The 18,741-nt window shown below is 64.3% G+C and carries 31 protein-coding genes; 30 read left to right on the forward strand and 1 reads right to left on the reverse strand.

The window, feature by feature from the left end:
- The 29 genes from F579_RS0111215 to rplQ all read left to right on the forward strand — a co-directional run.
- The coding region (locus tag F579_RS0111215) for an EF-Tu/IF-2/RF-3 family GTPase (RefSeq protein WP_019025625.1) at window positions 1-516 on the forward strand (516 nt) is incomplete at its 5' end.
- A gap of 5 nt (window positions 517-521) precedes the next feature.
- Window positions 522-833: a 30S ribosomal protein S10 gene (rpsJ, locus tag F579_RS0111220; protein ID WP_012983533.1), complete on the forward strand. Its 312-nt coding sequence runs from the start codon at window positions 522-524 to the stop codon at window positions 831-833.
- Window positions 834-944: 111 nt separating this feature from the next.
- Entirely contained in the window at window positions 945-1,589 is a 645-nt protein-coding gene (gene rplC / locus F579_RS0111225; RefSeq protein ID WP_012983532.1) for a 50S ribosomal protein L3, read from the forward strand.
- A 5-nt stretch (window positions 1,590-1,594) separates the two neighbouring features.
- Window positions 1,595-2,200, forward strand: a complete 606-nt coding sequence (gene rplD, locus F579_RS0111230; protein ID WP_012983531.1) for a 50S ribosomal protein L4 — start codon at window positions 1,595-1,597, stop codon at window positions 2,198-2,200.
- Window positions 2,197-2,493, forward strand: coding sequence for a 50S ribosomal protein L23 (rplW, locus tag F579_RS0111235; protein ID WP_012983530.1), 297 nt, complete (start codon window positions 2,197-2,199; stop codon window positions 2,491-2,493). Before rplD ends, rplW begins: the two co-directional genes overlap by 4 nt.
- A 2-nt stretch (window positions 2,494-2,495) precedes the next feature.
- Window positions 2,496-3,317 (forward strand): 50S ribosomal protein L2, encoded by an 822-nt coding sequence (gene rplB / locus F579_RS0111240; protein ID WP_012983529.1) that lies wholly within the window; start codon window positions 2,496-2,498, stop codon window positions 3,315-3,317.
- Between the two features lie 12 nt (window positions 3,318-3,329).
- On the forward strand, window positions 3,330-3,602 hold the full coding sequence (gene rpsS / locus F579_RS0111245; RefSeq protein ID WP_012983528.1) for a 30S ribosomal protein S19: 273 nt from the start codon (window positions 3,330-3,332) through the stop codon (window positions 3,600-3,602).
- 9 nt (window positions 3,603-3,611) lie between these two features.
- Window positions 3,612-3,950: a 50S ribosomal protein L22 gene (rplV, locus tag F579_RS0111250; RefSeq protein ID WP_012983527.1), complete on the forward strand. Its 339-nt coding sequence runs from the start codon at window positions 3,612-3,614 to the stop codon at window positions 3,948-3,950.
- Window positions 3,951-3,952: 2 nt separating this feature from the next.
- Window positions 3,953-4,633, forward strand: coding sequence for a 30S ribosomal protein S3 (gene rpsC, locus F579_RS0111255; protein ID WP_012983526.1), 681 nt, complete (start codon window positions 3,953-3,955; stop codon window positions 4,631-4,633).
- A 12-nt stretch (window positions 4,634-4,645) separates the two neighbouring features.
- Entirely contained in the window at window positions 4,646-5,059 is a 414-nt protein-coding gene (gene rplP / locus F579_RS0111260; protein WP_012983525.1) for a 50S ribosomal protein L16, read from the forward strand.
- On the forward strand, window positions 5,059-5,250 hold the full coding sequence (gene rpmC / locus F579_RS0111265) for a 50S ribosomal protein L29 (protein WP_017926380.1): 192 nt from the start codon (window positions 5,059-5,061) through the stop codon (window positions 5,248-5,250). Before rplP ends, rpmC begins: the two co-directional genes overlap by 1 nt.
- A 4-nt stretch (window positions 5,251-5,254) precedes the next feature.
- A complete protein-coding gene (gene rpsQ, locus F579_RS0111270) occupies window positions 5,255-5,521 on the forward strand; it encodes a 30S ribosomal protein S17 (protein ID WP_012983523.1) in 267 nt (88 codons plus the stop codon).
- Between the two features lie 21 nt (window positions 5,522-5,542).
- Window positions 5,543-5,911, forward strand: coding sequence for a 50S ribosomal protein L14 (gene rplN, locus F579_RS0111275; protein WP_012983522.1), 369 nt, complete (start codon window positions 5,543-5,545; stop codon window positions 5,909-5,911).
- Between the two features lie 7 nt (window positions 5,912-5,918).
- Complete coding sequence (gene rplX / locus F579_RS0111280; protein WP_012983521.1) at window positions 5,919-6,233, forward strand: 50S ribosomal protein L24; 315 nt, start codon at window positions 5,919-5,921, stop codon at window positions 6,231-6,233.
- Between the two features lie 16 nt (window positions 6,234-6,249).
- Complete coding sequence (gene rplE, locus F579_RS0111285) at window positions 6,250-6,789, forward strand: 50S ribosomal protein L5 (protein ID WP_012983520.1); 540 nt, start codon at window positions 6,250-6,252, stop codon at window positions 6,787-6,789.
- 13 nt (window positions 6,790-6,802) lie between these two features.
- Complete coding sequence (rpsN, locus tag F579_RS0111290) at window positions 6,803-7,108, forward strand: 30S ribosomal protein S14 (protein ID WP_012983519.1); 306 nt, start codon at window positions 6,803-6,805, stop codon at window positions 7,106-7,108.
- Between the two features lie 13 nt (window positions 7,109-7,121).
- Window positions 7,122-7,514 (forward strand): 30S ribosomal protein S8, encoded by a 393-nt coding sequence (gene rpsH / locus F579_RS0111295; protein WP_017926379.1) that lies wholly within the window; start codon window positions 7,122-7,124, stop codon window positions 7,512-7,514.
- Between the two features lie 10 nt (window positions 7,515-7,524).
- Window positions 7,525-8,055, forward strand: a complete 531-nt coding sequence (gene rplF, locus F579_RS0111300; protein ID WP_017926378.1) for a 50S ribosomal protein L6 — start codon at window positions 7,525-7,527, stop codon at window positions 8,053-8,055.
- Between the two features lie 10 nt (window positions 8,056-8,065).
- Window positions 8,066-8,416 carry a 50S ribosomal protein L18 gene (gene rplR, locus F579_RS0111305; RefSeq protein WP_019024822.1) on the forward strand — a complete coding sequence of 117 codons (351 nt, stop codon included), beginning with the start codon at window positions 8,066-8,068 and terminating at the stop codon, window positions 8,414-8,416.
- A 27-nt stretch (window positions 8,417-8,443) separates the two neighbouring features.
- The gene (gene rpsE, locus F579_RS0111310; protein ID WP_012983515.1) at window positions 8,444-8,950 is read left to right on the forward strand and encodes a 30S ribosomal protein S5; all 507 of its coding nucleotides are present in this window, start codon (window positions 8,444-8,446) and stop codon (window positions 8,948-8,950) included.
- Between the two features lie 2 nt (window positions 8,951-8,952).
- Window positions 8,953-9,132 carry a 50S ribosomal protein L30 gene (gene rpmD / locus F579_RS0111315; RefSeq protein ID WP_012983514.1) on the forward strand — a complete coding sequence of 60 codons (180 nt, stop codon included), beginning with the start codon at window positions 8,953-8,955 and terminating at the stop codon, window positions 9,130-9,132.
- Between the two features lie 3 nt (window positions 9,133-9,135).
- Window positions 9,136-9,570: a 50S ribosomal protein L15 gene (gene rplO / locus F579_RS0111320; protein WP_019024823.1), complete on the forward strand. Its 435-nt coding sequence runs from the start codon at window positions 9,136-9,138 to the stop codon at window positions 9,568-9,570.
- A complete protein-coding gene (gene secY, locus F579_RS0111325) occupies window positions 9,570-10,916 on the forward strand; it encodes a preprotein translocase subunit SecY (protein WP_012983512.1) in 1,347 nt (448 codons plus the stop codon). Before rplO ends, secY begins: the two co-directional genes overlap by 1 nt.
- Window positions 10,917-10,952: 36 nt before the next feature.
- Complete coding sequence (gene rpmJ / locus F579_RS0111330; protein ID WP_012983511.1) at window positions 10,953-11,066, forward strand: 50S ribosomal protein L36; 114 nt, start codon at window positions 10,953-10,955, stop codon at window positions 11,064-11,066.
- A 66-nt stretch (window positions 11,067-11,132) separates the two neighbouring features.
- Window positions 11,133-11,489, forward strand: coding sequence for a 30S ribosomal protein S13 (gene rpsM / locus F579_RS0111335; RefSeq protein ID WP_012983510.1), 357 nt, complete (start codon window positions 11,133-11,135; stop codon window positions 11,487-11,489).
- A 21-nt stretch (window positions 11,490-11,510) separates the two neighbouring features.
- Window positions 11,511-11,900, forward strand: a complete 390-nt coding sequence (gene rpsK, locus F579_RS0111340) for a 30S ribosomal protein S11 (RefSeq protein ID WP_012983509.1) — start codon at window positions 11,511-11,513, stop codon at window positions 11,898-11,900.
- 15 nt (window positions 11,901-11,915) lie between these two features.
- Window positions 11,916-12,536, forward strand: coding sequence for a 30S ribosomal protein S4 (gene rpsD, locus F579_RS0111345; RefSeq protein ID WP_012983508.1), 621 nt, complete (start codon window positions 11,916-11,918; stop codon window positions 12,534-12,536).
- A 30-nt stretch (window positions 12,537-12,566) separates the two neighbouring features.
- Window positions 12,567-13,553 (forward strand): DNA-directed RNA polymerase subunit alpha, encoded by a 987-nt coding sequence (gene rpoA, locus F579_RS0111350; protein WP_012983507.1) that lies wholly within the window; start codon window positions 12,567-12,569, stop codon window positions 13,551-13,553.
- 42 nt (window positions 13,554-13,595) lie between these two features.
- A complete protein-coding gene (gene rplQ, locus F579_RS0111355; RefSeq protein WP_018138191.1) occupies window positions 13,596-13,991 on the forward strand; it encodes a 50S ribosomal protein L17 in 396 nt (131 codons plus the stop codon).
- Between the two features lie 86 nt (window positions 13,992-14,077).
- Here the strand turns inward: rplQ and uvrA are convergent, their stop codons facing one another.
- Complete coding sequence (gene uvrA, locus F579_RS0111360; protein ID WP_019024824.1) at window positions 14,078-16,927, reverse strand: excinuclease ABC subunit UvrA; 2,850 nt, start codon at window positions 16,925-16,927, stop codon at window positions 14,078-14,080.
- A 169-nt stretch (window positions 16,928-17,096) separates the two neighbouring features.
- Between uvrA and F579_RS0111365 the strand changes: the two genes are divergently transcribed.
- Window positions 17,097-18,485 carry an MFS transporter gene (locus tag F579_RS0111365; RefSeq protein ID WP_019024825.1) on the forward strand — a complete coding sequence of 463 codons (1,389 nt, stop codon included), beginning with the start codon at window positions 17,097-17,099 and terminating at the stop codon, window positions 18,483-18,485.
- Window positions 18,486-18,741 lie beyond the last annotated feature (256 nt).

Below are 18,741 nucleotides of genomic sequence, written 5' to 3' on the forward strand. Positions count from 1 at the left end.
CGCGGCACTGTGGTGACCGGTCGTATTGAGCGCGGTGTGGTCAAGGTGGGCGAGGAGATCGAGATTGTCGGTATCCGCGACACCCAGAAGACCACCGTCACGGGTGTCGAGATGTTCCGCAAGCTGCTGGACCAGGGCGAAGCGGGCGACAATGTGGGCATTCTGCTGCGTGGTACCAGGCGCGACGAAGTGCAGCGTGGTCAGGTGCTGTGCAAGCCGGGTTCGATCACCCCGCACACGCATTTCGAGGCCGAGGTGTACATCCTGGGCAAGGACGAGGGCGGTCGTCATACCCCGTTCTTCAATGGTTATCGTCCGCAGTTTTACTTCCGCACGACCGATGTGACGGGTTCGGTGGAGCTGCCGGAAGGCACCGAGATGGTGATGCCGGGTGACAACGTGAAGATGACCGTGTCGCTGATCAGCCCGATCGCGATGGAAGATGGTCTGCGCTTTGCGATTCGCGAAGGCGGCCGTACCGTCGGCGCCGGCGTCGTATCCAAGATTATTGAGTGAGTGAGATGGCAAACCAGCGTATCCGAATTCGCCTGAAGGCCTTTGACCATCGACTGATCGACCGTTCCGCGGCCGAGATCGTCGAGACCGCGAAGCGCACGGGCGCCCGCGTGAAGGGGCCAATCCCGCTCCCGACCAAGCGTGAGTCGTACACGGTCCTGATCTCGCCGCACGTCAACAAGGACGCGCGAGACCAGTACGAGTTGCGTACGCACAAGCGCTTGATGGACATCCTCGATCCGACCGACAAGACCGTGGATGCCCTGATGAAGCTGGATCTCGCCGCCGGCGTGAATGTTCAGATTCGACTTAACTAACTCGTAACTTTCTGCCATACTATTGGGCTTTCCGTGGCCCGGCGGGATTGTTCGCCGGGCCACGGCTTTAGGGCGCTTGCCAGCGCCGTTCGATACGGAAGGGGTTTTGCAATGGCCATTGGACTCATCGGTCGCAAACTAGGCATGAGCCGCGTCTTCACTGACGACGGCGTCTCCGTGCCGGTGACTGTGCTGCAGGTGGACAACAATCGCGTGGTCCAGATCAAGCGCAGTGAAGGCGACGGCTACAACGCGGTCCAGGTGACGGCCGGCGCACGCAAGGCGTCCCGGGTCAGCAAGCCCGAAGCGGGGCACTATGCTGCGGCCTCGGTCGAGCCTGGGCGCGGTCTCTGGGAATTCCGTGTTGAGGCGGATGAGCTCGAGGGCCTGGCCCCGGGTGACGCCATCACGGTCGATCGCTTTGAGGAAGGTCAGGTCGTTGATGTGACCTCTCAGAGCAAGGGCAAGGGTTTCCAGGGTGCGGTCAAGCGTCATAACTTCCGCACGCAAGACGCGACCCACGGTAACTCGCTGGCGCACCGCGCCCCGGGTTCGATCGGGCAGAACCAGAGCCCGGGTCGTGTGTTCAAGGGCAAGAAGATGGCGGGCCACATGGGCGCCGAGCGCAAGACGATCCAGAACCTGAAGGTTGTTCGGGTGGATGCGGATCGCAGCCTCGTGCTGATCCAGGGCGCGGTGCCGGGTGCGCCCAGCACTGACGTGATGATTCGTCCGGCCGTCAAGGCGAAGGGTTGAAGACAATGCAAGTAACGACAGCCGATACCGGTGCCAGCGTGGAGTTGTCGCCCGTGTGCTTCGAGCGCGACTTCAACGAGTCGCTGGTGCACCAGAGCGTGGTCGCGTTCCTCGCGGGGCAGCGCCAGGGTACCCGTGCGCAGAAGACGCGCTCCGACGTGAGCGGCGGTGGTGCGAAGCCGTTTCGCCAGAAAGGTACGGGCCGCGCCCGGGCCGGTACGATCCGCAGTCCGCTGTGGACCGGCGGCGGCAAGGTCTTCGCGGCGCGCACCCGGGACTTTTCGCAGAAGCTGAACAAGAAAATGTATCGCGCCGCAATGGCCTCGATCCTCTCCGAGCTGGTCCGTCAGGAGCGGCTGAAGGTGGTGGCGGACTTCGCGGTGGCGTCGGGCAAGACCCGCGACGGCGTGGCCAAGCTCAAGGAGCTGGGGCTCGCGAAGGGGCTGGTCGTTCTCGCCGAGGCCGATGACATGACCGCTCGTGCGCTGGGTAACGTCCCGCACATCGACGTCGTCGACGTAGCCGGCATCAACCCGGCCAACCTGGTCGGCGCGGAGACGGTCGTGATGACCGAGGCGGCGATCCGCAAGGTTGAGGAGTGGCTGGCATGAATGCGCGTCTGATGCAGGTAATTCAGGGCCCGGTGGTTTCCGAGAAATCCACCATGGCCGGCGAAGTCGGTCAGTACGTCTTCCGCGTGCTGCCCGATGCGAGCAAAGAAGAGATCAAGGCGGCGGTGGAGCATCTTTTCCAGGTGCGGGTCGAGAATGTCCGCACCCTGAACCAGCAGGGCAAGAAGAAGCGCTTTGGCCGCCTCTTCGGGCGCCGCAATCACTGGAAGAAGGCCTATGTTGCGCTGGCCGAAGGCGAGAGCATCGACATGGGTGAAGGAGACCAGGTCTAGTCATGGCGATTATCAAGACGAATCCGACTTCGGCCGGTCGTCGTCACGCGGTCCAGATCCGTGGCGACAACCTGTACAAGGGTGCGCCGCATGCCGCGCTGGTCGAGAAGAAGACCCGCACCGGTGGCCGCAACAATACGGGCCGTATTACGACGCGGCACGTGGGTGGTGGGCACAAGCAGCGCTACCGCGTGGTCGACTTCAAGCGCAACAAGGACAACGTGCCGGCGCGGGTCGAGCGGCTGGAGTATGATCCGAACCGCAGCGCCCATCTGGCCCTGCTGCTGTACGCCGACGGCGAGCGTCGCTACATCATCGCGCCGAAGGGTCTGAACCAGGGCGACCAGGTCGCGAGTGGCAACCAGGCCCCGATTCGCCCGGGTAACGCCATGCCGCTGCGCTCGATCCCGGTCGGTACCACTGTCCATTGTGTCGAGCTCAAGCCCGGCAAGGGCGCCCAGATGGTCCGCTCCGCCGGGACGTCCGCACAGGTCGTCGCCCGAGAAGGACAGCACGCGACCCTGCGCCTGGGTTCGGGCGAGATGCGCCGCGTCCTGTCCGAGTGCCGCGCCGTGGTGGGCGAAGTCGGTCACTCCGAGCACAGCCTGAAGAAATACGGCAAGGCCGGCGCCAAGCGCTGGAAGGGTGTTCGCCCGACTGTGCGTGGTACCGCCATGAACCCGGTCGACCACCCGCATGGTGGTGGCGAAGGCCGTAACTTTGGCCGTCATCCGGTGACCCCGTGGGGTCGTCCGACCAAGGGTTACAAGACCCGCAATAACAAGCGTACCGACGGCATGATCGTGCGTCGGCGTAAGAAGTAACGGAGTCCCAGCATGCCGCGTTCACTGAAGAAAGGCCCGTTCGTCGACCATCACCTGCGCAAGAAGGTGGAAGACGCGGTCGAGAAGAACGATCGTCGACCGATCAAGACCTGGTCCCGGCGCTCGATGATCATCCCGCAAATGGTCGGGCTGACCATCGCCGTCCACAACGGCCGGCAGCACGTGCCTGTCCTCGTCAACGAGAACATGGTGGGCCACAAGCTGGGCGAATTTGCCTTGACGCGGACCTTCAAGGGTCATATCGCGAACAAGAAGTCGCGCTGAGGACGAACGATGGAAACGATTGCAAAACTGCGTTTCGCGCGGATCTCCCCGCAAAAGGCCCGCCTGGTCGCTGACCAGGTGCGGGGCCTGCGGGTCGAGGAGGCGCTCAACGAGCTCACGTTCAGCGCGAAGAAGCCGGCTGCCATTGTGAAGAAGGTGCTGGAGTCGGCGATCGCGAACGCGGAGAACAACGACGGCGCCGATATCGACGAGCTGCGCATCTCGCGCATCCAGGTCGATGAAGGGCCGGTGCTCAAGCGGATGCATGCGCGTGCCAAGGGCCGCGGTAACCGCATCCTCAAGCGTACCAGCCATATCGTCATCGGCGTCAGCGAGAAGGGAGCCTAAGCATGGGTCAGAAAGTACATCCGACCGGCATCCGCCTGGGCATCTCTCGCCCGTGGTCGGCCACCTGGTACGCCGACGGTCGCGAGTTTGGCGAAACGCTGAACAACGACATCAAGCTGCGCGAGTTTCTGCAGAAGAAACTGGCCCACGCGTCGGTGAGCCGCATCAGTATCTCGCGCCCGGCAAAGGCCGCGCACATTACGATCCAGACCGCGCGTCCCGGTATCGTGATCGGCAAGAAGGGCGAGGACATCGAGAAGCTGCGCCAGGACGTGGCCCGCGAGACCGGGCTGGAGAAAGGCACGGTCAAGATCAATATCGAAGAGGTGCGCAAGCCCGAGATCGAGGCCCAACTGGTGGCCGAAGGGATCGCCCAGCAGCTGGAGCGCCGCATCATGTTCCGCCGCGCGATGAAGCGCGCCGTCGGGAACGCGATGCGCCTTGGGGCCCAGGGCATCAAGGTGCACGTGTCTGGCCGCCTGAACGGCGCCGAGATCGCACGCTCCGAATGGTACCGCGAAGGCCGCGTGCCGCTGCATACCCTGCGTGCCGATATCGACTACGGGTTTGCGGAAGCGCGGACCACCTACGGGATCATTGGCGTGAAGGTGTGGATCTTCAAGGGCGAGGTCTTTGGCCTGGAGCCGACCGAAGGGACCCGTGCCGCCGCCAACGCGAGCTAGGACTGAAAGATCATGCTGCAGCCAAAAAGAACCAAGTTCCGCAAGCAGTTCAAGGGCCGTAACCGAGGCATGGCCTCGACCGGCGCCAAGGTCAGCTTCGGCGAATACGGCCTGCAGGCCGTCGAGCGGGGCCGCATTACGGCGCGCCAGATCGAGGCCGCGCGTCGCGCGATGGTCCGTCACATCAAGCGTGGCGGGAAGATCTGGATCCGGGTGTTCCCGGATGTGCCGGTGACCAAGAAGCCGCTTGAAGTCCGTATGGGTAAGGGTAAGGGCGGCGTCGAGTACTGGGTCTGCAAGGTGCAGCCTGGTCGCATGCTCTACGAAATGGAAGGTGTGCACGAGGACGTGGCGCGTGAGGCGATGCGTCTGGCGGCCGCCAAGTTGCCGGTGAAGACGGTGTTTACCCGTCGGCAGGTGATGTGATGAAAGCGAGCGAACTGAGAAAGAAATCCGACGACGAGCTCAACACCGAGCTCGAGGCGCTCTACAAAGAGCAGTTCGGGCTGCGCATGCAGAAGGCCGTTGGCCAGCTGGCGCGCCCCGATCGGGTGGGCAAGGTCCGGCGCGAGATCGCGCAGATCAAGACGCTGATGAACGAACGAAAGGCAGGCTAAGAAGATGACCGAGCAAGTCTCCAAAACCCAGCGATCCGTCGTTGGGCGCGTTATCAGCGACAAGATGGACAAGACCCGCACGGTCCTGGTCGAACGCCGTGTGCGTCATCCGCTGTATGGCAAGTTCATTCGGCGCAGCACCAAGCTGCACGTCCATGACGAGGAAAATGTCTCGCGCATGGGTGACCGGGTGCGTATCCGTGAGTGCCGGCCGATGTCCAAGCAGAAGCGCTTTGCCCTGATCGAAGTGGTCGGGCACGACGCGCTCTAATCGGCCGCTGGGAGAGAAGTCATGATTCAAATGCAGACCGTTCTCGAGGCCGCCGACAACAGTGGCGCCCGTCGCATCCAGTGCATCAAGGTGCTGGGTGGCTCGCACCGTCGCTATGCACGCGTGGGCGATGTGATCAAGGTGAGCGTCAAGGACGCCATCCCGCGTGGCAAAGTCAAGAAAGGCGACGTCTACAATGCGGTCGTCGTGCGCACCGCCGCGGGCGTTCGGCGCCCCGATGGTTCGATCATTCGTTTCGACCGCAATGCGGCGGTGCTGCTGAACAATCAGCACCAGCCGATCGGCACTCGTATCTTCGGGCCGGTGACGCGTGAACTGCGAGGGGAGAAGTACATGAAGATTATCTCCCTCGCCCCGGAAGTGCTGTGAGGTCGTCATGAATAAGATTCGCAAAGGCGACGACGTCGTCGTGATCGCAGGAAAGGACAAGGGCCGTCGCGGCACCATCATCAAGGTGCTGGAAGGCAAGGTCCTGGTCCAGAATATCAACATGGTGAAGAAGCATCAGAAGCCGAATCCGCAGCGCGGGATCGGTGGCGGGATCATCGAGAAGGAAATGCCGATCGATGTCTCCAACGTAATGCTCTTCAACCCGGCAACCGACAAGGGTGATCGCGTGTCGTTCAAGACACTGGAAGACGGCCGCAAGGTGCGTGTCTTCCGATCGAACGGCGAGGTCGTGGACGCATAACGCGGACGGACGGTTTATGGAACGCTTGAGAGAAGAATACGAGTCCAACGTGAAGCAGGCGCTGCAGAAGCAGTTCAGCTATGCCAACGTGATGGAGATCCCGCGTGTCACCAAGGTGACCCTGAATATGGGTCTGGGTGATGCAGTTGCGGACAAGAAGATCATTGAACACGCGGTCAGTGACATGACGGCCATCGCCGGGCAGAAGCCCGTGGTGACGAAGGCCCGCAAGTCGATCGCCGGGTTCAAGATCCGTGACGGCTATCCGATCGGTTGCAAGGTGACCCTTCGTAGCCGGCAGATGTACGAGTTCCTCGATCGCCTGATCAACGTGGCGTTGCCGCGCGTGCGAGACTTCCGTGGTTTCAGCGCTAAGGCGTTCGATGGCCGTGGGAACTACTCCATGGGTATCAAGGAACAGATCATCTTTCCCGAGATTGATTATGACCGTGTCGACAAGATTCGCGGCATGGACATCACGATCACAACCAGCGCGAAGACGGACGAGGAAGCCAAGGCCCTGCTAGAAGCCTTCCGTTTCCCGTTCCGGAACTGAGAGGTAGGCGCACATGGCGAAGACATCGATGATCGAGCGCGAGAAGAAGCGCGCCCGTCTGGTCCAGAAATATGCCGCAAAGCGGGCGGAACTGAAGGCCATCCTGGTGGACGAAACCAAGTCCTCCGAGGAGCGCCTGGCCGCGATGCATGCATTGCAGAAGCTGCCGCGCGATTCCGCGGCGGTGCGACAGACCAACCGCTGTGGCGTCACCGGTCGCCCGAAAGGTTATTACCGTCGGTTCGGCCTTGGGCGGAACAAGCTGCGGGAGCACGCCATGAAGGGCGAAATCCCGGGCCTGCGCAAGTCGAGCTGGTAAGGAGACAGAAGCAATGATGACCGATCCGATTTCCGACATGCTGACCCGCGTGCGCAATGCGCAGCGCGCGAACAAGGAGCAGGTCGCGATCCCGTTCAGCAAGGCCAAGGAGCGAATCCTCAAGGTGTTTGCCGACGAGGGCTATGTGGGCGACGTCCAGGTGGAGGGCGAGGCCGCGCAGAAGAAGCTGGTGGTGAAGCTGAAATATTTCGAGGGACGTCCGGTCATCGAGAGCGTTGAACGGATCTCCCGCCCGGGCTTGCGGATCTACCGCGGCAAGGACGAGCTCCCGCGCATTAACCAGGGGCTCGGTGTCGCGGTGATTTCCACGCCGCAGGGTGTCATGAGTGATCGCGCAGCCCGGGCCGCCGGCCAGGGCGGCGAGGTCCTCTGCAAGATTTACTGAGGAATCAGCCATGTCGCGCATTGCAAATCTGCCGATCAAGCTGCCCAACGGCGTGGCCGTGGAGCAGGCGGACGGCGAGATCAAGGTCAAGGGCCCGAAGGGCGAGTTGCAGCTGAGCTGCCCCGAGGCTGTCACGGTCACCGTCGAAGACGGTGTCGTACAGGTCAAGCCCAACGAGCACGCCAAGAACACGGCCCTGGCGGGCACGATCCGTGCCATCCTGGGCAACCATGTGCATGGCGTGAGCGAAGGCTTCGAGCGCAAGCTCGAGCTGGTGGGCGTCGGCTACCGCGCGCAGATGCAGGGCGCGAAGCTGAACCTGACGCTGGGCTATTCGCACCCGATCGAGTTTGAAGTGCCCGAAGGGGTCACGATCGAGACGCCCAGCGCGACCGAGGTCGTAGTGAAGGGGACGGATCGCCAGAAGGTGGGCCAGGTGGCTGCGAACATTCGCGCCTTCCGCCCGCCGGAGCCCTACAAGGGCAAGGGCGTGAAGTACAAAGACGAGCGCATTGTGCGTAAAGAAGCCAAGAAGAAGTAGGTAGGCACCAGTGGACAAGAAAGAGGCCAGACTTAAGAGGGCGCGTCGCGCGCGGTTCAAGATCCGCGAGCTGGGGGTGCATCGTCTCTGTATTCACCGGACGCCCCGCCACATGTATGCGCAGATCATTGCCCCTTCGGGTGACGCGGTCGTGGCTGCGGCCTCCACCGTCGAGAAGGAGCTGAAGAGCGCCGGCAACACCGGGAACGCCGATGCGGCGGCCCGCGTCGGGCAGGCGATCGCCGAGCGCGCAAAGAAAGCCGGAATCGAACAGGTCGCGTTCGATCGTGCGGGCTTTCGTTATCACGGACGGGTGAAGGCCCTGGCCGACGCCGCCCGTGAAAACGGCCTGCAGTTCTAGTCCAACGCGACCCACCGGAGAAGATAAATGGCACGTAATGATGTAAGCGAAGCCACCGACGGCCTGCAGGAAAAGCTGATCGGCGTGAACCGCGTGGCCAAAGTGGTCAAGGGCGGCCGTCAGTTCCGTTTTGCGGCGTTGACCGTGGTAGGCGATGGCGAAGGCCGCGTTGGTTTCGGCTACGGCAAGGCCCGCGAGGTCCCGCAGGCGATCCAGAAGGCGATGCAGCAGGCGCGTCAGGAGATGCGCGACGTCTCGCTGAAGGACGGCACTCTGCACTATGCGGTCAACGGCCGTCATGGCGCCGCCAAGGTCTACATGCAGCCGGCCTCCGAGGGTACGGGTGTCATCGCCGGTGGTGCGATGCGCGCGGTCCTCGAGGTGGCGGGTGTGCACAACGTGCTGGCCAAGTGTGTTGGCTCGCGCAATCCGATCAACGTCGTGCAGGCGACCATCGACGGGCTCACCAAGGTGAACTCGCCGGAACGTGTCGCTGCCAAGCGCGGCAAGTCTGTCGACGAAGTGACGAGCTAGTCATGAGCAAGCTGAAACTGACCCTGGTGCGCAGCACCGCCGGACGGCTGAAGAACCACAAGGCCTGCGTCCGCGGCCTCGGCCTGCGCAAGACCCACAGCACCTCTGTGATCGAGGCCACCCCCGAGAATCTCGGCATGGTCCGCAAGGTGTCGTACCTGCTGAAGGTAGAGGAAGTCTGACCTATGCGACTCAACGATATTTCCAGTCCCGCCGGCGCCCGCAAGCCGGGCAAGCGTGTGGGTCGTGGTATCGGCTCCGGTCTGGGCAAGACCGGCGGTCGTGGCCACAAGGGCCAGAAGTCCCGCTCGGGCGGTTTCACCAAGACCGGATTCGAGGGCGGCCAGATGCCGTTGCAGCGCCGTCTGCCCAAGGTGGGCTTTCGTTCGCGCAAGCGGCGCTATTCGGCGGAGGTGCGCCTGAGCGAGCTGGCCAAGGTTGACGGCGAGATTACGCTGGAGAGCCTGAAGAAGGCCGGCGTGATCCCCGAGATTACCCAGACCGCGAAGATCTTTGCGTCCGGTGAAGTCACCCAGGCCTGCGTCGTCAAGGGCGTGGGCGTGACCAAGGGGGCCAAGGCAGCCATTGAGGCGGCCGGCGGGAGCGTCGAGGCCGAATAATGGCGCGTGGAGCGACAGCACGATCCGGTGGCGGGCTCACCGGCTTTACCGAGTTGCGTCAACGCCTGCTGTTCGTGCTGGGCGCTCTGGTCGTCTACCGCATCGGGACGTTCATCCCGGTGCCGGGGATCAACCCGGTCGCCGTATCGCAGTTCTTCGAACAGCAAAGCGGCACCATCCTGGACATGTTCAACATGTTCTCCGGGGGTGCGCTGGAGCGGCTGTCGATCTTTGCCCTGGGCGTGATGCCGTATATCTCGGCCGCGATCATCATGCAGTTGCTGGCTGCGACCGTGCCTGCGCTGCAACAGCTGAAGAAGGAAGGCGAGCAAGGCCGCCGCAAGATTACGCAATACACGCGCTACGGGACCGTGGCGCTGGCGCTGTTTCAGAGTATCGGCATCGGGATCGCGCTGAACGGGCAGACCATTCAGGGCATGCCGATGGCGCTGAACCCGGGTCCGATCTTTATCTTTACGGTGGTCGTATCGCTGGTGACCGGGACGCTGTTCCTGATGTGGCTGGGTGAGCAGATCACCGAGCGCGGGATTGGCAACGGGATCTCGATCATTATCTTCGCCGGGATCGTGGCGGGGCTTCCGGGGGCCATTGGCGGGACCCTGGAGCTGGCGCGTACCGGTGAACTGGCAGCGGCGTTTGTGGTGATCCTGATCGTGCTGGCGCTTGCGGTGACCGCCTTCGTGGTGTTTGTCGAACGCGGGCAGCGGCGGGTCACGATCAACTACGCCAAGCGTCAGGTCGGAAGAAAGGTCGTCGGTGGCCAGTCTTCCCACTTGCCGCTGAAGCTGAACATGGCGGGCGTGATCCCGCCGATCTTCGCGTCGAGTATCATTCTGTTCCCCTCGACCCTGGGGCAATGGTTTGGGCAGGCGGAAGGCATGGACTGGCTGCGCGAGCTGTCGACGACGCTCGCGCCCGGTCAGCCGCTGTACGTGGGCTTCTACGCGGCGGCCATCATTTTCTTCTGTTTCTTCTATACCGCGCTGGTGTTCAACTCGCGCGATACGGCGGAGAACCTGAAGAAGCAGGGCGCCTTTATCCCGGGGATCCGGCCGGGCGTCCAGACGGAACGGTTTATCGACGGGGTCATGACCCGGTTGACCGCGGTCGGTGCGGTGTACATTACCGCCGTGTGTCTGCTGCCGGAGTTCCTGATCCTGTACTGGAACGTGCCCTTCTACTTTGGTGGGACGTCGCTGCTGATCATCGTGATCGTGGTGATGGACTTCATGGCCCAGCTGCAATCGCACCTGGTGTCGCACCAGTACGAAGGACTGATGAAAAAGGCGAATCTGAAGGGGTTCGGCGGGACCGGGATCCGCTAGACCATCCCGTTGGGAATCCGTTGAAGGAGAAAGACCATGAAGGTACGGGCATCCGTAAAGCCGATCTGCCGCAACTGCAAGGTGATCCGGCGTAATGGCGTGGTCCGCGTGATCTGCTCGGACAAGCGCCACAAGCAACGCCAGGGCTAAGGCTTGGCGTCACTGGTATTCATTGCTACTATAGCCGGCTTTGCCGGTTTCTGATGGAGATGTTGGATGGCTCGCGTCGCTGGAATCAATATTCCTGACCAGAAGCACACCGTGGTTGCGCTGACCGCGATCTATGGCATTGGCCCGACTCGGGCCCGCCAGATCTGCGAGGCCGCCGGTGTGCGTCCGGAAATCAAGGTGCGGGATCTGACCGATGCCGAAGTCGACGCTCTGCGTGCGCAGATCGATCGCATTCCGGTGGAAGGGGATCTGCGTCGCGAGATCAGCATGAACATCAAGCGGTTGATGGATCTGGGCTGCTATCGCGGGGTGCGTCATCGTCGCGGCCTGCCGCTGCGCGGCCAGCAGACGCAGACGAACGCCCGGACCCGCAAGGGCCCGCGTCGCCCGATTCGTAAGTAATCAGACTGGGATCACAGGTACATGGCACAAGCGCAGACCCGGACCAAGAAAAAGGTCCGCAAAAATATCGCCGAGGGCGTGGCACACGTGTACGCCACGTTCAACAACACGATCATCACCATCACCGATCGTCAGGGCAACACGATCAGCTGGGCGACCTCTGGTGGCTCCGGCTTCCGTGGCTCGCGCAAGTCGACCCCGTTCGCAGCCCAGGTGGCCGCGGAACGCGCCGGTTCGGCTGCGGCCGAGCACGGCGTGAAGAATCTCGACGTGATGGTGCGCGGTCCGGGCCCGGGTCGCGAGTCGGCGGTACGTGCGCTGAACAATGCGGGGTTCAAGATCACCAACATCAGTGATGTCACCCCGATCCCCCACAACGGCTGCCGGCCGCCCAAGAAACGCCGCGTTTAAGGCTGGAGTTCAAGAATGGCTCGTTACATTGGACCGAAATGCAAGCTGAGTCGCCGCGAAGGCGTGGACCTGGGGCTGAAGAGCCGGGCGCGCGCGCTGGAGACCAAGTGCAAGCTGGACAAGGCCCCGGGGCAGCACGGCGAACGCCGCACCCGCCTGTCCGACTACGCCGTGCAGCTGCGCGAAAAGCAGAAGCTGCGCCGCATCTACGGGGTGCTGGAAAAGCAGTTCCGCAACTATTACAAGAAGGCCGCCCAGCGCAAGGGCTCCACGGGTGAGAACCTGCTGAAGCTGCTGGAAGGCCGTCTGGACAACGTCGTTTATCGCATGGGCTTCGGCAGCACTCGCTCCGAGGCGCGTCAGCTGGTCTCGCACCGCGCGGTGCTGGTCAATGGCCAGGTGGTGAACATCGCCGCCTACCAGGTGCAGCCGTCGGATGTAGTCAGCATTCGCGAGAAGGCACGCAAGCAGGTGCGTATCCAGGACTCCATGACCCTGGCCGAGCAGAGCGGTTTTCCGTCCTGGGTGGAAGTGGACACGAGCAAGTTCGAGGGCACCTTCAAGGCGATCCCGGACCGCTCCGACCTGCCCGCCGACATCAACGAGTCGCTCGTCGTCGAGCTGTACTCGAAGTAACCGTATAGCGGCCTTCCGCCAGGAGACACCATGCAGTCCAACGAACTGGTCAAGAAACAACAGATCGAGGTCGAGGCCGAGAATCGGAACCAGGCCAAGGTCGCGCTGGAGCCGCTCGAGCGGGGCTTCGGTCACACGCTGGGCAACGCCCTGCGCCGCGTACTGCTGTCGTCGATCCCGGGTGCCGCGATCGTCGAGGCCCGTATCGAGGGCGTGCTGCACGAGTACACCGCGATCGAGGGCGTGCAGGAAGACGTGGTCGACATCCTGCTGAACCTGAAGGGTGTGGCGCTGCGCATGCACAGCCGCGAAGAATCGACGCTGAGCCTGAAGAAAAAGGGCCCGTGCGTGGTGACCGCCGGTGACATCACCGTGGATCACGATGTCGAAGTGGTGAACCCGGAGCATGTGATCGCGACGATCACCAAGAACGTCGAAATCGACATGACCCTGACCGCCCGTGCCGGGCGCGGCTACGAGCCGGTGAGTACTCGCCGTCAGGCCGAAGGCGACGAGACCGGTATTGGTCGTCTGCTGCTGGATGCCAGCTTCAGCCCGATCCGCCGCGTGGCCTACCGTGTCGAGAGCGCCCGTCTGGCGCAGCGTACCGACATGGACCGTCTGGTGCTGGAGCTCGAGACGAACGGTGCGATCGCGCCGGATGACGCGGTTCGTCAGGCCGCGACGATCCTGCAGGGTCAGCTGGCCCCGTTCGTGGATCTTCAGGAAGAGACGGGCGAGGTGCCTGGTACGACCGCGGGCGCGATCGATCCGATCCTGCTGCGTCCGGTGGACGAGCTGGAACTGACCGTGCGTTCGGCGAACTGCCTGAAGGCCGAGAATCTGTACTACATCGGGGATCTGGTGCAGCGCACCGAGGTTGAGCTGCTGCGTGCGCCCAACCTGGGCAAGAAGTCGCTGACCGAGATCAAGGACACGCTGGCCACTCACGGTCTGTCGCTCGGGATGCGTCTCGAGAACTGGCCGCCGCCGGGTCTGCGCGACGACAACGAGTAATCACGGCGCTTCGCGCCAACCGTATTTCAGAGGAAATCTCTCATGCGTCATCGTCATTCCGGCCGTCAGCTGGGCCGTAACAGCTCGCACCGCAAGGCCACCTTTCAGGCCCTGTCCGTGGCCCTGTTCCGGCACGAACTGATCAAGACCACGCTGCCGAAGGCCAAGGAGCTGCGCCGTGTGGCCGAGCCGCTGATCACCCTCGCGAAGGAAGACAGCGTGCACGGTCGTCGTACCGCGTTCGCCCGCCTGCGTGACAAGGAGATCGTGGGCAAGCTGTTCACCGAGCTGGGTCCGCGCTACGAGGGCCGTCCGGGTGGCTACCTGCGCATCCTGAAGTGCGGCAACCGCGCAGGCGACAACGCGCCGATGGCGTATGTCGAGCTGGTCGACCGGCCGGAGCCGAGTGCGGATCAGGAGAACGGCGAAGCCGCCTGATCGAGTACGGCACCCGCATTCAATAGCCGGCCTTCTGGGCCGGCTTTTTTGCGTTTGGGGGGCAGGCCCCGGCCTGAACGGAACGATCAGGCGGAAGCGGCGCGATTTTGCTGCGTCCCCAGCAGGGGAGCGAGAAAGCGCCCCGTGTGGCTGCTCGGAGTGCCAGCGACCGACTCGGGCGTGCCCGCGACGAGCAGCTCGCCGCCACCGCTACCGCCCTCCGGTCCGATGTCGATCAGCCAATCGGCGGTCTTGATCACGTCGAGGTTGTGCTCGATCACGACGATCGTGTTGCCGTGGTCGCGCAGGCGGTGGAGCACTCGCAAGAGCTGGGCGATGTCCTCGAAGTGCAGGCCCGTCGTGGGCTCGTCGAGGATGTACAGGGTGCGGCCGGTATCGCGTTTGGACAGCTCGCGCGCCAGCTTGATGCGCTGGGCTTCGCCACCGGACAGGGTGGTGGCGTTCTGGCCGAGCTGGATGTAGGACAGTCCGACCTCCATCAGCATCTCGAGCTTGCGATGGATCACCGGGACGGGCTGGAAGAACTCCAAGGCCTCCTCGACCGTCATCTCCAGTACCTCGTGGATGCTCTTGCCCTTGTAGCGGACCTCGAGCGTCTCGCGGTTGTAGCGCTTGCCCTTGCAGACGTCGCAGGGGACGAAGACATCCGGCAGGAAGTGCATCTCCACCTTGATCACGCCGTCGCCCTGGCAGGCCTCGCAGCGGCCGCCGCGCACGTTGAACGAGAAGCGACCGGGCTTGTAGCCGCGCGAGCGGGCCTCGGCCGTGGCGGCAAACAGCTCGCGGATCGGCGTGAAAAGGCCGGTGTAGGTCGCGGGGTTCGAGCGCGGGGTGCGGCCGATCGGGCTCTGGTCGATGTCGACGACCTTGTCGATTAGCTCGAGGCCGTCGATGCGCTCGTGCGGCGCGATCGTGTGGCGCCCGCCATGCAGGGCCACGGCGACGGCCGGGTAGAGCGTATTGTTGACCAGGGTCGATTTGCCGGATCCGGAGACGCCGGTGACGCAGGTGAGCAGGCCCGTCGGGAACGCGAAGTCGCCGCCCTTCAGGTTGTTGCCGCGCGCGCCGATCACGCGGATCTCGCGCTCGGGGTCCGGTTCGGTGCGCTTCTCCGGAACGGCGATCGCGCGTGTCCCGGTTAGATAGGCCCCAGTCAGTGAATCCGGTGTGCGGGCCACCTCGTCCGGGGTGCCGGCGGCGACGATCTGCCCGCCATGACGGCCCGCACCGGGGCCGATATCGACCACATGATCGGCGGCACGGATCGCATCCTCGTCGTGCTCGACGACCACCACCGTGTTGCCGAGATCCCGCAGGTGACAAAGCGTCTTCAGGAGCCGTTCGTTGTCGCGCTGGTGCAGGCCGATCGACGGCTCGTCGAGGATGTACATCACCCCCACCAGGGCCGACCCGATCTGTGACGCCAGCCGGATACGCTGGGCCTCGCCGCCGGACAGCGTGTCGGCGGAGCGATCCAGGGTCAGATAGTCGAGCCCGACGTCATTGAGGAATCCCAGGCGCGCGCCGATCTCGCGCACGATCTTCTCCGCGATCTGCGCGAAGCGGCCCGGCAGACGAAGCTCGGCGAAGAAGGCCCGCGCGTCGGCCACGCTCATGTGCGTGACCTCGGGGAGCGTCAGGTCGCTGACGAACACATGACGCGCCGCGGAATTCAGGCGGGTGCCGTGGCACTCGGGGCAGGCCTGTTCGGCCAGGTAGCGCCCCAGCTCCTCGCGTACTGCAGCGGAGTCGGTCTCGCGGTAGCGCCGCTCCAGATTCGGGATCACCCCCTCGAACACGCGCTCGTCGGTGCGCAGGCGGCCATTCGCGGCCGGGGTCGACAGCTTGACCTTCTCCTTGCCGGAGCCGTGCAGCACCACGGCCCGGACCTCGGCCGGCAGCTCCTGCCAGGGGCTCTCGACGTCAAAGCCGTAATGCCGGGCCAGGCTGTTCAGCAGGCTGAAGTACCAGGCGTTGCGCCGGTCCCAGCCACGCACTGCCCCGCCGGCCAGGCTCAGTTCGGGTTGCGAGACCACCCGCTCTGGGTCGAAGTACTGGCGCACGCCGAGGCCGTCGCAGGTGGGGCAGGCGCCGGCCGGGTTGTTGAACGAGAACAGCCGGGGCTCCAGCTCGCGCAGCGCATAGCCACAGACGGGGCAGGCATAGCGCGCGGAAAAGATCATTGGCTCGTGTTCGGGCTCGTCCATCCAGGCGATCAGCGCCAGCCCGTCGGCCAGTTCGGTCGCCGTCTCGAAGGACTCGGCCAGGCGCTGGCGCAGGTCCTCGCGAACCTTGAAGCGGTCGATCACGATCTCGATGTTGTGCTTGCGCTTGGGGTCCAGCGCGGGCAGGGCGTCGAGGTCGTGGATCTCGCCGTTGATGCGGGCGCGCAGGTAGCCCTGGGCGCGCATCGACTCCAGCAGCTTGTGGTGCTCGCCCTTGCGTCCGCGCACGATCGGGGCCAGCAGCATCACCTTCTCGCCCTCGGGCAGATCCAGCACCTGATCCACCATCTGCGAGATGGTCTGGGCAGCCAGGGTCTCGCCGTGTTCCGGGCAGCGCGGCTCGCCGGCGCGTGCGAACAGCAGGCGCAGGTAGTCGTAGATCTCGGTGATGGTGCCGACCGTGGAGCGCGGGTTGTGCGAGGTGCTTTTCTGCTCGATGGAGATCGCCGGCGAGAGCCCCTCGATCTGATCCACGTCCGGCTTTTCCATCATCGACAGGAACTGCCGGGCATAGGTGGACAGGCTCTCCACGTAGCGGCGTTGTCCCTCGGCAAACAGGGTGTCGAAGGCCAGCGACGACTTGCCGGAGCCGGACACGCCCGTGATCACGATCAGCCGGTCGCGCGGCAGGTCGAGATCAATGTTCTTCAGGTTGTGGGTGCGGGCCCCGCGGATGCTGATGCTGTCCATGGATCGGTATCGACTCCACCTGGTTGTGCGAGGGGCGCCCGACAGACTGCGTTGGGGCGCAAACCGCTCATGGTAACACTGCGGCGATCGCCGCCATGGTTTCCGTGGCGTTGTTGCCGGTAAACTCGGCACGCATGACAGCCCGTCCTTCCCTGCGGATTCCACCGGCATGACGCCCCGCGAGCTGCGCGCGACCTCCGGGCTCGCGGCCATCTATGGCGTGCGCATGGCCGGTCTGTTCATGGTGCTGCCGGTGTTCATGCTGCACTTGGACACGCTCGCGGGTGCCACGCCGTTCCTGATGGGGCTGGCGCTGGGGATCTACGGGCTGACCCAGGCCCTGCTGCAGATCCCGTTCGGGCTGTTGTCCGATCGGCTGGGGCGCAAGCCGTTGATCCTCGGCGGGCTCGTACTCTTCGTGCTCGGGAGTCTGGTCGCGGCCCTGGCGGAGACCGTGCACGGGGTAATCCTGGGGCGGGCGCTGCAGGGCGCCGGGGCGGTGGCCGCGGTGATCCTGGCGCTGACCGCCGATCTGGTGGGCGAGGAGCGGCGTATGCGCGCGCTCGCGGTGATCGGGCTGACCATCGGGCTGACCTTTACCGCCTCGATGGCGCTGGGGCCGGTGGTGGATCGCGCGGCCGGCTTGAGCGGCGTCTTCGGCCTGTCCGCATTGCTCGGGGTGCTGGCGATCGTGATCCTGCTGTTCTGGGTGCCCAACCCGGAGCGTGCGCGGCAGCACCCGGACATGGTCCCCATCTGGTCCGCGCTGCCGCAGGTGCTGCGCGAACCGGAGCTGTTGCGCCTGAATCTCGGCATCTTCGTGCTGCACCTGGTGCTGGCCGCCAATTTCCTCGTGATCCCGCTGCTGCTGGTCGAGTATCTGGGGCTGGCCGGCGCCGAGCACTGGCGCTTTTACGTGCCCGTGCTGCTGGCGGGCTTTGCCCTGATGCTGCCGGGTATCATCCTGGGCGAGCGCCGCCGAAGGGTGCATATGGTGATGCGCGGGGCGATTGGCCTGCTCGTGCTGGTCCAGCTCCTGCTGGCGCTGGTCCTCTTCAATGGCATGGGCATGTGGCTCTTTGTGGCCCTGATGGTGGCGTTTTTCGCCGCCTTCAATCTGCTGGAGGCCGGGCTGCCGTCGCTGGTCGCGCGGGCGGCGCCGGTCGCGCACAAGGGGACGGCCATGGGCGGCTTCGCGACCGCGCAGTTCCTGGGGATCTTCGCCGGGGGGCTGGTCGGGGGTGGCGTGCTGACGCTGGCGGGGCCCGCCGGTGTCTTTCTGGCCTCCGTCCCCCTGCTGCTGATCTGGTTTGTGATCGCCTGGCGCATGCAGCCGCGCTACCGTTCCAACCGTGTACTGGGGGTTCCTGCCCACTGGGCCGGTCGCGAGGCCGAGCTGCGCTACGCGCTGGTGGGCTGGCCCGGCATCGTGGAGGTGGCGCTGTCGCCCGATGCACGCTCGCTGTACCTCAAGGTCGACCCCGGCGGGCCGGATACGGAGGCCCTGGTGGCCTGGCTGGCGCAGCCACCCGATGTGGTTGCCGCACGCGGCGGCTGAGCCACTTCGCCCGGTTGGCGCACAAAACCGCCCACGGGCGCTGCCGGCTGGCGGGCGCCCTGCTACAATTAAGGAAACACTGACCAATGTACGCGCTCGCGCTCGAGTCGCTTTTGCGTGCGAACAAGGCGCGGTGACTGCCGTGCAGTCATTCTGCACAAGGGAGCCGCAACGCCGTTCCCGCGCAAAAGCGGCCGAGCCCCTCCGGGGTTGGTACCCCAGGTTCCCCGATCCTGCGTTGCGCCGCTTGCGGGTA

Origin of the sequence: Thioalkalivibrio sp. ALJ21 (assembly GCF_000378605.1) — a bacterium.
In the GTDB taxonomy this organism is placed as follows: Bacteria; Pseudomonadota; Gammaproteobacteria; order Ectothiorhodospirales; family Ectothiorhodospiraceae; genus Thioalkalivibrio.